The organism is Achromobacter sp. ACRQX (assembly GCF_022346505.1).
Classification (GTDB): Bacteria; Pseudomonadota; Gammaproteobacteria; order Burkholderiales; family Burkholderiaceae_B; genus Achromobacter; species Achromobacter animicus.
Genome location: NZ_JAKRML010000005.1, coordinates 230,319 through 242,334, shown reverse-complemented (window position 1 = coordinate 242,334; position 12,016 = coordinate 230,319). Strand labels below are relative to the sequence as shown.

At 66.2% G+C, this 12,016-nt stretch carries 12 protein-coding genes and 2 tRNA genes; 11 read left to right on the top strand and 3 right to left on the bottom strand.

Translation table 11 applies throughout. The features are described from left to right. The 4 genes from MHZ91_RS07620 to MHZ91_RS07605 all read left to right on the top strand — a co-directional run. A partial coding sequence (locus MHZ91_RS07620; RefSeq protein ID WP_255809120.1) for a LysR family transcriptional regulator occupies positions 1 to 897 on the top strand: 897 nt, incomplete at its 5' end. 171 nt (positions 898 to 1,068) lie between these two features. Beyond that, on the top strand, positions 1,069 to 2,277 hold the full coding sequence (locus MHZ91_RS07615) for a CaiB/BaiF CoA-transferase family protein (protein ID WP_175123099.1): 1,209 nt from the start codon (positions 1,069 to 1,071) through the stop codon (positions 2,275 to 2,277). 75 nt (positions 2,278 to 2,352) lie between these two features. Beyond that, positions 2,353 to 3,312, top strand: coding sequence for a tripartite tricarboxylate transporter substrate binding protein (locus MHZ91_RS07610; RefSeq protein ID WP_175184172.1), 960 nt, complete (start codon positions 2,353 to 2,355; stop codon positions 3,310 to 3,312). A gap of 14 nt (positions 3,313 to 3,326) precedes the next feature. Continuing rightward, positions 3,327 to 4,247, top strand: coding sequence for a hydroxymethylglutaryl-CoA lyase (locus MHZ91_RS07605; RefSeq protein WP_239213129.1), 921 nt, complete (start codon positions 3,327 to 3,329; stop codon positions 4,245 to 4,247). A 1-nt stretch (position 4,248) separates the two neighbouring features. On the opposite strand, the gene MHZ91_RS07600 is transcribed toward MHZ91_RS07605, so the two are convergent. Both MHZ91_RS07600 and MHZ91_RS07595 read right to left on the bottom strand, forming a co-directional pair. After that, complete coding sequence (locus tag MHZ91_RS07600) at positions 4,249 to 4,686, bottom strand: universal stress protein (RefSeq protein ID WP_175123096.1); 438 nt, start codon at positions 4,684 to 4,686, stop codon at positions 4,249 to 4,251. A gap of 132 nt (positions 4,687 to 4,818) precedes the next feature. After that, positions 4,819 to 4,906: transfer RNA gene (locus MHZ91_RS07595), tRNA-Ser, on the bottom strand. Positions 4,907 to 5,061: 155 nt separating this feature from the next. Here MHZ91_RS07595 and MHZ91_RS07590 point away from each other — a divergent pair. The 7 genes from MHZ91_RS07590 to MHZ91_RS07560 all read left to right on the top strand — a co-directional run bounded on the left by MHZ91_RS07590 (position 5,062) and on the right by MHZ91_RS07560 (position 11,330). Next, complete coding sequence (locus MHZ91_RS07590; RefSeq protein WP_175123095.1) at positions 5,062 to 6,039, top strand: NAD(P)H-quinone oxidoreductase; 978 nt, start codon at positions 5,062 to 5,064, stop codon at positions 6,037 to 6,039. Between the two features lie 160 nt (positions 6,040 to 6,199). Then, on the top strand, positions 6,200 to 6,946 hold the full coding sequence (tpiA, locus tag MHZ91_RS07585; RefSeq protein WP_056321524.1) for a triose-phosphate isomerase: 747 nt from the start codon (positions 6,200 to 6,202) through the stop codon (positions 6,944 to 6,946). A 21-nt stretch (positions 6,947 to 6,967) separates the two neighbouring features. Next, positions 6,968 to 7,450 carry a preprotein translocase subunit SecG gene (gene secG / locus MHZ91_RS07580; protein ID WP_239213128.1) on the top strand — a complete coding sequence of 161 codons (483 nt, stop codon included), beginning with the start codon at positions 6,968 to 6,970 and terminating at the stop codon, positions 7,448 to 7,450. A gap of 77 nt (positions 7,451 to 7,527) precedes the next feature. Further along, positions 7,528 to 8,469, top strand: coding sequence for a LysR substrate-binding domain-containing protein (locus tag MHZ91_RS07575; RefSeq protein WP_175123093.1), 942 nt, complete (start codon positions 7,528 to 7,530; stop codon positions 8,467 to 8,469). An 81-nt stretch (positions 8,470 to 8,550) separates the two neighbouring features. Further along, positions 8,551 to 9,939 carry a VOC family protein gene (locus MHZ91_RS07570; RefSeq protein ID WP_239213127.1) on the top strand — a complete coding sequence of 463 codons (1,389 nt, stop codon included), beginning with the start codon at positions 8,551 to 8,553 and terminating at the stop codon, positions 9,937 to 9,939. A gap of 128 nt (positions 9,940 to 10,067) precedes the next feature. Next, a tRNA-Leu gene (locus tag MHZ91_RS07565) sits at positions 10,068 to 10,152 on the top strand. Between the two features lie 431 nt (positions 10,153 to 10,583). After that, the gene (locus MHZ91_RS07560) at positions 10,584 to 11,330 is read left to right on the top strand and encodes a YrbL family protein (RefSeq protein WP_239213126.1); all 747 of its coding nucleotides are present in this window, start codon (positions 10,584 to 10,586) and stop codon (positions 11,328 to 11,330) included. 13 nt (positions 11,331 to 11,343) lie between these two features. On the opposite strand, the gene MHZ91_RS07555 is transcribed toward MHZ91_RS07560, so the two are convergent. Next, entirely contained in the window at positions 11,344 to 11,973 is a 630-nt protein-coding gene (locus tag MHZ91_RS07555) for a helix-turn-helix domain-containing protein (protein WP_191576859.1), read from the bottom strand. Between the last annotated feature and the right edge of the window lie 43 nt (positions 11,974 to 12,016).

Sequence of the window (12,016 nt, the reverse complement as noted above, 5' to 3'; positions counted from 1 at the left end):
GCCCCGCCGTCCCGCGACATCGACCCCGTTTCCCTGCGCCTGTTCCTGGCCGCGCTGGAGGAAGGCAGCCTTGCGCGCGCCGCCGCCCGCGAGAACATCGTCCCGTCGGCCGTCAGCAAGCGCATGTCGGAGATGGAAGACGCGTTTGGCGTGCCGCTGCTCGAGCGCGGCGTGAAGGGCGTGCAGCCGACGCCGGCGGGCGATGCGCTGGCCGCGCACGTGCGCCGCGTGCTGGAGGATATGGACCGCATGCACCGCGACATGGCGGGATTTGCAACCGGGGTGCGCGGGCATATCCGGCTGGCCGTCAGTTTTGCCGCCTTGTCGGGCGACCTGCCGGCGCAGATCCAGTCCTTCCGGCGCGCGAATCCGCAAATCGATATCTCGCTGGAAGAGGACACCACGCAGACGGCGTTTCGCGCCGTGCTGGAAGGGCGGGCGGACGTGGCGGCCGGTTCCGACTTCGGACACGAAGGCCTGCAGGTGTTTCCCTTTGGCCATTGCGAACTGGCGGCGGTGGTGCCGGGCCGGCATCTGCTGGCTGACCGCGAGACGCTCGGTTATGCACAGCTGCTGCCGTTCGAGCAGATCGAGCTGAACCGCGATAACGGCATCAGCAGCGTATTCGATCAGGCGGCGCGCGAGGCGGGTATGACGCGCCGCATCAGCGCGCGTGTCAGTTCGCACGAGACCATTTGTCTGCTGGTGTCGCGCGGCATGGGCGTGGCGGTGGTGCCGCATTATCTGAAGCCGCGACTGGCGCACCTGGACATTCGCTTCATTCCGCTGGAAGGGCCTTGGTCCAGCACGCCGCTGTGCATCGCGGTGCGGGATCCGGAAGCGCTGTCGCCAGCGGCGCGCGCGCTGCTCGCGCATCTGGGCGTGCTGGGGGGCTGACGCCCTCAGGGCTAACCCGGACGTTCCGAAACGAGAATGCCCCCGTGCTGAAAGACCGCTACCCGCCGGTGGCGCCCGCCCGCGATGATGCAGACATGCCGGCGCGGCGCGGACAAGTTTCCGAGGCTGACGCCGCGCTCCCATCGAACAGGCTGGCAAGAGGAACCGCAGATGACAGCAGCACCGGCTTCACCCTTCATGGACAGCACCGAGCTGCCGCTGCGCGGCATCAAGGTCCTGGAACTGTCTCACATGATCATGGGGCCGGCCGCCGGCCTGTCGCTGGCGGACCTGGGCGCGGACGTCATCAAGGTCGAACCGATCGACGGCGACCGCACGCGGCGCTTGAAGGGATCCGGCAGCGGCTACTTTCCGGTCTTCAACCGCAATAAGCAGAGTCTTGCGATCGACCTGAAGTCGCCGGAAGGCCAGGAGGTGGTGCGCAAGCTGGCGCTGCAGACCGACATGATCGTGGAGAACTTCCGCGACGGCAGCCTGGCGCAGTACGGACTCGATTACGAATCGCTGTCGGCTGAGAACCCGGGGCTGATCTATGTGTCGCTCAAGGGCTTTCTGTCCGGTCCCTACAAGCACCGCACCGCGCTGGACGAGGTGGTGCAAATGATGGGCGGGCTGGCGTACATCAATGGCGGGGCGGACACGCCGCAGCGGGTGGCGGCGTCGGTCAACGACATCCTGGGCGGCACGTTCGGCGTGGTGGGCGCGTTGGCCGCGCTGCACGACCGCCACGCCACCGGCCGCGGGCGCCATGTGCGGTCCGGCCTCTTTGAAAACAATCTGCTGCTGGTTGCACAGTTCATCGCGCAGTTCCAATTGACGGGCACGGCACCCAAGCCGATGGGTGCGGAGCGCAAGCCGCCATGGGGCGTGTACGACGTCTTCGAAACCGCCGATGGCCGCGTGTTCGTCGCAGTGGTGGGCGATGCGCAATGGCGCAACTTCGCGCAGAAATTCCTGCCGCCCGAATGGGCCGCGGATCCGCGCCTGGCGACCGCCATCGACCGCGAGGCCGCACGGTCGTGGCTGGTGCCGGGCGTCGGTGAAATCCTGAAAACCTGGAAAACCGACGAACTGTGCGCCGCGCTGGAGGAAGCCAATCTGTCGTATGGCCCGATCCGCCAGCCGCACGATTTGCTTGATGACGCGCATCTGAACGCGGGTGGCGCGCTGCTGCCGACCCGGCTGCCGGACGGCGGCGAGATCTCGGCCGCCGCGCTGCCCATCGAGTTCGATGGCCGCAAGGCGGGCAAGCGGTTCGATCCGCCCACCCAAGGCGCGCAGACGCACGCCATTCTTCAAGGCCTGGGCCTGGATGCCGCGCGCATCGACGCCTTGCGCACGGCGGGAGTGATTGCATGACGCCAGGGCGTTAGCGCCCGATTTCTGTCGAGGCGGCGTCAGACCGCCAAGACATCCATCAAAGAGGAGACACCCATGATCCGCAAACTCGTTGCGCTGGCTGCGCTGGCCGTCGCATGTACCGCCACTGCGCAGGACTATCCGAACAAACCCATCCGCATCATCATCCCGTCCACGCCGGGCGGCGGCACCGACTACATCGGCCGCCTGATGAGCACCAAGCTGCACGAGCTGAACGGCTGGGCGGTCGTGCCCGAGAACAAGCCCGGCGCCGGCACCGCGTTGGGCTTGGCCGAAGCGGCGCGCTCGCCCGCGCAGGGCTATGACCTGGTGATCGGCCAGTCCGACAACGTCACGCTGATTCCGCTGCTGATGAAAGTGGCCTACGACCCGGTCAAGGATCTGACGCCGGTAGCGCTGGTGGCCACGACGCCGATGGTGCTGCTGGTGGCGGAGGCCTCGCCCTACAAGACGCTGCCTCAGGTGATCGAAGCGGCCAAGAAAGAGCCCAACAAGATTTCGTACGGCACGTCGGGCACCGGCGGGGGCGTGCACATCGCAATGGAAATGCTGCAGCACGAAGCCGGCTTCAAGATGCAGCACGTGCCGTACAAGGGTTCCGCGCCGGCGCTGGCCGACCTGATGGGCGGGCATCTGCAGTTCGCGGGCTCGTCGATTTCGTCGGCGGCCACGCTGATCAAGTCGGGCAAGGTGCGCGCGCTGGCGGTGACCTCGCCCAAGCGCAACCCGGCCTTGCCGGACGTGCCGACCGTGGCGGAGCTGGGATACAAGGACTTCAGTGTGGTGACCTACTACGGCGTGCTGGCCCCGGCCAAGACGCCCGACGCCATCGTTACGCGGCTGAACAGCGACTTCAACAAGCTGCTGGCGCGCCAGGATGTGAAGGACGCGCTGGCGGCGCAGGGACTCGAGACCGACCCCGTATCCAGTGCCCAGTTCGCCGCGCTGATCCAGTCGGACATCGGCAAGGCGCAGCAGACCATCAAGAGCGCCGGCATCGTCATTCAGCAATAGACACGGGAACGCACATGAACCAGGAAGTCAGGCTTTGCGAGGTCGGGCCGCGCGACGGGTTGCAGATGGCCAAGGGCATGATGCCGGGCGCCGACAAGCTGCGCTGGATCCGGCAACTGGCCGATGCCGGGCTGCGCGAGATCGAAGTGGGCAGTTTCGTGTCGCCGCGGCTGGTGCCGCAGATGGCGGACACGGGCGACATCCTGCCCGAAGTGCTGAAGATCGACGGGCTGACCGTGTGCGCGCTGGCGTGCAATCTGAAGGGCGCCATCGCCGCCTACGAGGCCGGTGCGCACGTGCTGGCGTTTCCCGTGTCGGTCAGCGACACGCACAGCCGCGCCAATGTGGGCAAGGGCACCGACGCGCAGGTCGACATGCTGGCCGCCATCGTCGACTGGGTGCGTTCGCAGGCGCGGCCGATGCGTATCGACGCCGCTGTCGCCACCGCGTTCGGGTGTTCGATGGAAGGCGAGGTGCCGGTGCGGCGGGTGGCCGAGGTCGCGGCCGCGGTGGCGCGCGTGGGCGCCGATGAAATCGCGCTGGCCGATACCGTGGGCTATGCGCATCCCGGGCGCGTGCGCGAGGCGGTGCGTGCCGCACAGGACGCCGTGGGCGCGCGGCTGACCAAGCTGCATCTGCACGACACGATGGGATTGGGCCTGGCGAATGCGCTGGCGGGGCTGGACGAAGGCATCCGCGCCTTCGATTCCTGCCTGGGCGGGCTGGGCGGTTGCCCGTTTGCGCCGGGGGCGTCGGGCAACATCGTCACCGAGGACCTGGTGTTCATGCTGGAAAGCATGGGGTATCGCACGGGCGTTGATCTGTCCCGATTGCTGGCGGCGCGGCCCCTGCTGGCCGCATCATTGCCGCAGGAAACCCTGCGCAGCGGCGTGGCCGCCGCCGGCATTCCCGGGACCTACGCGGCCACCGCTTAGGTCAGCGATACACCAGGACGGGCAGGGTGGTGTGCGCCAGCACCTTCTGCGTCTGGCTGCCCAGCAGCAGCGCGGCCATGCCCCCACGGCCGTGCGAAGACATGGCAATCAGGTCGCAGTTGCGCGTCATGGCCACGTCGACGATCACCTGATAAGGCGAGTCGCTCTCGCGCATTTCCGTGACGCAGGCCACGCCGGCGGTGCTGGCCTTGCCGGCGGCTTCGGACAGATACGAGCTGGCCAGCTCGCGCGCCTGGTTTTCGTAGATGCCGCGCATGCCTTCAAGCTGCACGGATTCCATGGAGGGCATCTCGAACGGGCTGTATACGGTCAGGACCGTGACGCTGGCGTCCAACGCACGCGCAAGCGCAAGGGCTTGTTCCAGGCCGGAGTTGGCCAGGCTGGATCCGTCGATGGGGATGAGTATGTGCTTGTACATGGCAACCTCCAGAGGGAATCTGCGTCCATGGTACGCCCGTTGGGGACGGCCCGTTTGGGACGGCCTGTGGAGGACGGCCTGTGGAGGACGGCCTGTGGAGGACGGCCCATTTGGGACGGTTGCCTCTGAATCTGGCGGAAGCGGTGAGATTCGAACTCACGAACGGTTGCCCGTTGCCGGTTTTCAAGACCGGTGCAATCGACCACTCTGCCACGCTTCCGGGGTGTTGCCAGTGTTGCCGGCGATGTTGCCTGTGGGATCGCCCGCAGTGTCGCCAGCCAGTTGCGGCCGCCAGGCAAACATTCTGCCCGAACGGAATCACGATATGCCGCAAAGGGCGCAATAATAATCCATTTGCTGCAAAGGAGGCACGCGATGCACGCTGTTGAAATCACCCGCCCCGGTGGCCCCGAAGTCCTCGTCCCCGTGGAACGCCCCACGCCCGAGGCCGGCGCCGGCGAAGTTCTGATCAAAGTGACCGCTGCGGGCATCAACCGCCCCGACGTGTTCCAGCGCAAGGGCAACTACGCCCCGCCGCGCGGCGCATCCGACCTGCCGGGTCTGGAAGTGGCCGGTGAAATCGTCGGCGGCGACGTGGCCGGCAGCGGCTTTGCCGTGGGCGACAAGGTCTGCGCCCTGGTCGCGGGCGGCGGCTATGCCGAATACTGCGTCGCACCCGTCGCGCAATGCCTGCCGATTCCCAAAGGCCTGTCCGACATCGAGGCCGCCGGCCTGCCGGAAACCTATTTCACCGTGTGGAGCAACGTGTTCGACCGCGGCCGCCTGTCCGAAGGCGAGGCGCTGCTGGTCCATGGCGGCGCCAGCGGCATTGGCACCACGGCCATCCAGCTGGCCCGTGCGATGGGTCACAAGGTCTACGCGACGGTCGGTAGCGACGATCGCGCCCGTGCCGTCGAGGCGCTGGGCGCCGACAAGGGCATCAACTACAAGACGCAGGACTTCGTGAAGGAAGTGCTGGACGCCACCGGCGGACGCGGCGTCGACGTGATCCTGGACATGGTGGCCGGCGATTACATCGCCCGCGACATGCAGTGCCTGGCCGATGACGGCCGTATCGTCATCATCGCGCAGCTTGGCGGCTCGCACGCCAATGTGGATACCGCCCAGGTCATGCGCCGTCGCCTGACCATCACCGGCTCCACCCTGCGGCCCCGTCCGGTCGCCTTCAAGGGCGCCATCGCCCGCGCTCTGCGCGAGCAGGCCTGGCCGCTGCTGGAAAAAGGGGCCATCAAGCCCATCGTCCACGCCACGTTCCCGCTGGCCGAGGCCTCCAAGGCGCACGCCATGATGGAAGGCGGGGAAAACATCGGCAAAATCATCCTGACCATGTAAGAAACGCGCGGCGTTCGGCGTATCGCCGCGCAACAGGATACAATCTCGGGTTTCGCCTGGAATTTTTTCCAGGCAGGCCCGTGGGCGGTTGCTGCACAAGTCCCCTGTATCAGGACCTGCAGGCTCACCCCCTCACTCCCAATCGTCAGACAAATTCGCCATGACTTCAGTCGAAAACCGCGCCCGCCTCGTGCTGGGCAACTGGAAGATGCACGGCAACCTTGCCGAGAACGCCGCGTTGCTGACCGAGCTTCGTGCCGCGGATGCGGCGGGCCACTGCGAAATCGGCATCTGTGTTCCGTTTCCCTACCTGGCGCAGGCTGCTTCGGCCCTGACCGGCAGCAGCGTGTCCTGGGGCGCGCAAGACGTCAGCGCGCACGACAAGGGCGCGTACACGGGTGAAGTTTCCGGTTCGATGCTGAAGGAATTCGGTTGCCGCTGGGCGCTGGCCGGCCACTCCGAGCGCCGCGTCCTGCACGGCGAAACCGACGAGATCGTGGCCGCCAAGGCCCAGGCCGCGCTGGCCGCCGGCCTGACCCCCGTGGTCTGCGTCGGGGAATCCCTGGCCGACCGCGAAGCCGGCAACACGCTGGCCGTGATCGAACGGCAGCTCAAGCCCGTGCTGGCGTTGGGCGCCGATGCGGTATCCCGCATGGTTCTCGCCTATGAGCCCGTCTGGGCCATCGGCACGGGCCGCACCGCCTCGCCGGAGCAAGCCCAGGAAGTCCACGGCGCCATCCGCGCCGCCCTGCGCGCGCTCGGCGCCGCGCAAGTTCAGGTGTTGTACGGCGGCAGCGTCAAAGCCGCCAACGCCTCCAGTTTGTTCGCCATGACTGATATCGACGGAGCCCTGGTCGGCGGCGCGTCGCTCGTGGCCGAAGAGTTTTTGCGAATTGCCGCCATCTAAGTTTCCGTTCCGGAGTCTGTAATGCCCCTGATGCTCAAAATTCTGCTGGCCGTCCAAGTGATCTCGGCGCTGGCTATCATCGTCCTGGTCCTGCTTCAGCAGGGCAAAGGCGCCGACATGGGCTCCGCTTTCGGTAGCGGCTCGTCGGGCAGCCTGTTCGGCGCCACCGGTGCGGCCAACTTCCTGTCGCGCGCCACCAAGTGGGCCGCGGTCGTGTTCTTTGCCTCCACCGCTGGTCTGGCCTACTTCAGCCACAAGGGCACCGCTGGCCCCGCTGTGGATTCCGGCGTGATGCAAAGCTTCCCGGCCGACCGTTCGGTCCCGCAAGCGCCGGGTTCCTCGGTGCCGGCCACGCCGGGCGCCTCGTCCGTCCCGGGTGCATCGTCCGTGCCCGCCACGCCGGCGCCCGCCCAGCCCGACACCTCCGTGCCGACGGCTCCGGCTGCCCCGGCCGCCCCGGCTGGCGACAAGCCGGCGGCCGCGCCCGCCGCCCCGGCAAAGTAAGGCACAGCAGCAGAAAGGCCGGCGTAAGCCGGCTTTTTTTATGCTTGCCGCATTGAAGCGACCTGCCTGGAAAAGCCATGGAAAAGCGATTGATGCCGTCGATGATGGCGCTGCAGTGTTTCGAGGCGGTGGCGCGGCACATGAGCTTCACGCGCGCGGCCGAGGAACTGCACATGACGCAGAGCGCGATCAGCAAGCAGATCGCGCAACTGGAGGCCCTGCTGCGCAACCCGCTGTTCCTGCGCGTGCGCCGCCGGCTGCAACTGACGCCCGCGGGCGCGCTGTACCAGTCCGAGGTCAGGGCAATCCTGAATCAGATCGACGTGGCTTCGCGCGACATTCTGACCTATGGCAGCGAGACTCAGGTGCTCACCATCGGCACCCAGCCCACCTTCGGGTCTCGCTGGCTGATCCCGCGGCTGCAGCGCTTCATGGCTGCGCATCCGGAAATCCAGTTGAAGGTGCGCAGCGAAACCCATCCGTTCGATCTGATGCAGGCCAAGATCGACATATCGCTTTTCTTCGGCCATGGCGCGCTGCCCGGCGCGCAGTGCGTGGAACTCTTCGAGGCTGACGTCGTGCCGGTGTGCTCGCCCGCCATCCTGCACGGCGGCAAGCTGGCCAGCCTTGCCGACCTGAGCCGGCAGACGCTGATCCAGTGCGCCTCCCGCCCGGAGGCCTGGCACGACTACTTTTCCCATCAGCAATTCCAGTCCGACCGCAGCTATCTCGGACCGCGCTTTGACACCTTCTACATGTGCGTGCGCGCGGCCGAGGGGGGTTGCGGCATCGCGCTCACGCCGCGCCTTCTGGCCGAAGAAGAATTGCAGGCCGGCAAGCTGGTCGTTCCCTGGGATTACGTGCAGCCCAGCGATGGCGCGTACTTCGTGGCGTATTCCGAGCACTCGGCCGAGGTGCCGAAGATCAAGCAGTTCGTGGCATGGGTGCGGGACGAAGCCCGCCAGCCGGACGGCCGTGGCGCGCCGCGTGCCCGGTCCATGAAAAAACGGACTGATTAGGCCGAATTTTTTCATTTGATCGGCGCGGGGCGGCGTGATTACATGCGGGCCATCCTTTTCCACCGATGTGCCGAGCCCGTCATGAGTCAGAACTACGTCAATCCCGATCAGATCCGCGCCTGGTTTTCGCGCGCCATGTCCGACATGTACAAGCAGGAAGTCCCGCTGTACGACACGCTGCTGGACCTGGTGGCGCAGGTGAACGCCCGGACGATGGACGAGCAGCCGGAACTGGCCGCGCATCTGGCGCGCACCGGCGAGATCGAGCGCCTGGACATCGAGCGCCATGGCGCCATCCGCGTCGGTACGCCGGAAGAACTGGCCAACATGCGCCGCGTGTTTGCCGTGATGGGCATGCTGCCCGTCGGCTACTACGACCTGTCGCCCGCCGGCGTGCCGGTGCATTCGACGGCTTTCCGCGCCACGCATGAAGCGGCCCTGCAGGCCAGCCCCTTCCGCGTCTTCACCTCGCTGCTGCGCCTGGAGCTGATCGACGACGTGGCCCTGCGCGAAAAGGCCGCCCGCATCCTGGCCGCCCGGCAGATCTTCACGGACCGCGTTCTGGCGCTGACCGCCAGCTGTGAGGCGCAAGGCGGCCTGAATGAGGCCGACGCCCGGGAATTCGTGGCCGAGGCGCTGCACACGTTCCGCTGGCACAGCGAGTCCACGGTCAGCCTGGCCGACTACCGCGAATTGCATGGCCAGCATCGCCTGATCGCCGACGTGGTGGCATTCAAGGGGCCGCACATCAACCACCTGACCCCGCGCACGCTGGACATCGACGAAGCGCAGGCCGAGATGCCGCGCCGCGGCGTGTCGGCTAAGGCCGTCATCGAAGGCCCGCCGCCGCGAAAGTGCCCGATCCTGCTGCGCCAGACCAGCTTCAAGGCGCTGGAGGAACCGGTGCGCTTCGCCGGCGCGGATGGCTCCAGCGCGGTGGGCAGCCACACCGCCCGCTTCGGCGAGATCGAGCAGCGCGGCGTGGCGCTGACCCGCAAGGGCCGCGCGCTGTACGACCAGCTGCTGGACCTGGCCCGCAGCCGCATCAGCGGCGCGCCCAACGAAGGCAATGCGGCGGCCTACATGCAGAACCTGCAGGATTGCTTTGCGGCGTTTCCGGACGATTACGCGGCGCTGCACGACCAGGGGCTGGCGTACTTCCGCTATTTCCTGACCGGCAAGCCGGGCACGCCGGAAACCTCGGATCTGTCCGCCCTGATCGATGCGGGCTACGTCCAGTTTGAACCGCTGGTGTACGAAGACTTCCTGCCGGTCAGCGCAGCCGGCATCTTTCAGTCGAACCTGGGCGACAAGGCGCAGGCCGAATACGTGCAAAACGCCAGCCAGGCCGCGTTTGAAGCGGCGCTCGGCGCGCCGGTGATGGACGAACTGGCGCTGTACGACGCCACGCAGGCGCGATCGCTCGCGGCGTGCCTGCAGGCGCTGGGCGTGGAGGCGGTGGCGGCCTGAAGATGTCGGGGGCTGGATGGGCCGCAACCCGCCGCCTTGCAGATAAAGCGGGACGGCTTTCCCGCTTTCCAAATTACGTGATAGAATGCTCGACTTTCCAGCAGGGTTCGCCTTGTTGGGTTGGTCAAGCCGACGTGGTGAAATTGGTAGACACGCTATCTTGAGGGGGTAGTGGCGAAAGCTGTGCGAGTTCGAGTCTCGCCGTCGGCACCAAGAAATTCCTCGCAATGAACCCGCATTTCTCTTTTGGAGGATGCGGGTTTTTTGTTTGTCGGTCCCTTCGGTGGATGGTCCCTTCGGTGGTGGGTCCGCAAGCCAACTGTGGCTATCCCCGGATCCGCTGGAAAACAGATTTCCAGATATCGGAACAAAGGACAGAAGGGCCTCGGATCCCCCGTGAACCGCGCCATCTCAGGGGAAACCCCATCCGGTCGCGTATCGCCGCTGCGCTTGTGCCGTCGCCGCCTCGCGACTAACATGTCGCAAGCCAACTATCAAGCCAACATTGCAATCTGTCGCTCGCGCCCCGAGATTGCGCAAAATTCTTCAATGCTTTCCTGCACCTTCGAATCCCCGAGCCGACATCGGCATGACCGACCGCATCCTCATGCCGGGGCTTTCCGGCATTTGCCGAGGCCGCGTCCGTGCTGAACGTGTCGGTCCGGCAAAAGACCGCCCATCCGAAGACGACACCCTGGAAGGGCCTGCAAGTCATTCCGCGGCGGGCGCTTGCCCCGTCGGAATCGGCCAGTCCGTTCGAGGTCCTGGATTTGAAGCCGCTGAACATCGCCGCGGCGGGCAGCGAGCGGGACGTGTATCTGCATCCGGCCGACAACTCGCTGCTGATCAAGATCGTCAATGGCGTGCGCCGCAGCCAGGCCGACCGCAAACGTCCCTGGTACAAGCGTTTCCGGCGTGATGCCTCGCATCGCGTGTTCATCATGGAAGCCGTTGAATACATCGCCACCACGGCCCAGCAGGGCGCGCGGGGCGGCAATGTGCTGATGGCGCGCATCTTCGGTTTGGTGTTGACCTCGAAGGGCCTGGGCCAGGTGGTCGAGCGCATCGTCGATGCGCATGGCAACCTGGCGCCCACGCTGAAGGAAGTCGTGGCGCGGCACGGGTTCTCGCCGGAACTGCGCTATCGCGTGCACGAATTCATCATGGCGCTGATCGACGCGCATGTGGTGTTCAACGATGTCAGCGCCAGCAACATCGTCGTGGGTTTCAATGCCGAAGGGCGCGAAGGCCTTTATCTGGTGGACGGGTACGGCTCCAAGCAGCTCATTCCCGTCTATTCATGGAGCAAGTCGCTGAACGGCCGCCGCATTCTGCGCCGTTACGACACGATGACCAAGAAGCTCCTGGCCGCTAGCGAACGCCGGCGCTAGGCGTTCTCGACGCTCAGCCCTTCAACCGCTCCGGCACATCCTCCATATCGCTGCACACGGCCAGCACCTCGGCCGGCTTTCTGCTCAGCGACAGATAAACGTGGCCGATGCTGCTGTCGAAGTACGCCGATTCCAGCCGGTTCAGCACGACGCTGTCGCCGTTTTCGAACTGGATGCGGACCTTGCCCGACAGAACCACGACGAACTCCTGGCCCGGATGGCGGATGTAGTCTTCAAACTCCACGACCTTGCGCGAATCGATCATGGCGACCATCGGCAGCATCTTCTTGCCGGGGTATTCGCCCATCAGCAGGCGGTAGTGGTAGTTCTCGGTGATGTAGTCGCGGGCGTCGCTGAGCCGGTTCTTGACGAAGGTGGGGGCGACCGCGGCCTGCGCGGCGTCGCGCAGCATGAACATGCGGGTCATGTCGATGTCGAGCGCGCGGGCCAGCGCGGCGAATTTTTCGTAACTGAGGGCGATCTGGCCGAGTTCGGCCTTCGATAGCGTCGACACCGCGATGCCGCTGGCCTTGGACAGCGCCTGCAAGGTCATCTTCCTGGCCTTGCGCTCAGCGCGCAGGCGGGCGCCCATTTCTTCCTTGCCCACGATTTCGGGCGGGGATGTGTTGCCGGTTGGGGCCATGTAGCGGTCTGGCTTATAGGGTTGAGGGCAGGGGCAGGGCCCG

Coding starts and splice junctions, on each gene's coding strand:
- MHZ91_RS07615 (WP_175123099.1), top strand. CDS start 1,069: ATGACAGCAGCACCGGCTTCACCCTTCATGGACAGCACCGAGCTGCCG.
- MHZ91_RS07610 (WP_175184172.1), top strand. CDS start 2,353: ATGATCCGCAAACTCGTTGCGCTGGCTGCGCTGGCCGTCGCATGTACC.
- MHZ91_RS07605 (WP_239213129.1), top strand. CDS start 3,327: ATGAACCAGGAAGTCAGGCTTTGCGAGGTCGGGCCGCGCGACGGGTTG.
- MHZ91_RS07600 (WP_175123096.1), bottom strand. CDS start 4,686: ATGTACAAGCACATACTCATCCCCATCGACGGATCCAGCCTGGCCAAC.
- MHZ91_RS07590 (WP_175123095.1), top strand. CDS start 5,062: ATGCACGCTGTTGAAATCACCCGCCCCGGTGGCCCCGAAGTCCTCGTC.
- tpiA (WP_056321524.1), top strand. CDS start 6,200: ATGACTTCAGTCGAAAACCGCGCCCGCCTCGTGCTGGGCAACTGGAAG.
- secG (WP_239213128.1), top strand. CDS start 6,968: ATGCCCCTGATGCTCAAAATTCTGCTGGCCGTCCAAGTGATCTCGGCG.
- MHZ91_RS07575 (WP_175123093.1), top strand. CDS start 7,528: ATGGAAAAGCGATTGATGCCGTCGATGATGGCGCTGCAGTGTTTCGAG.
- MHZ91_RS07570 (WP_239213127.1), top strand. CDS start 8,551: ATGAGTCAGAACTACGTCAATCCCGATCAGATCCGCGCCTGGTTTTCG.
- MHZ91_RS07555 (WP_191576859.1), bottom strand. CDS start 11,973: ATGGCCCCAACCGGCAACACATCCCCGCCCGAAATCGTGGGCAAGGAA.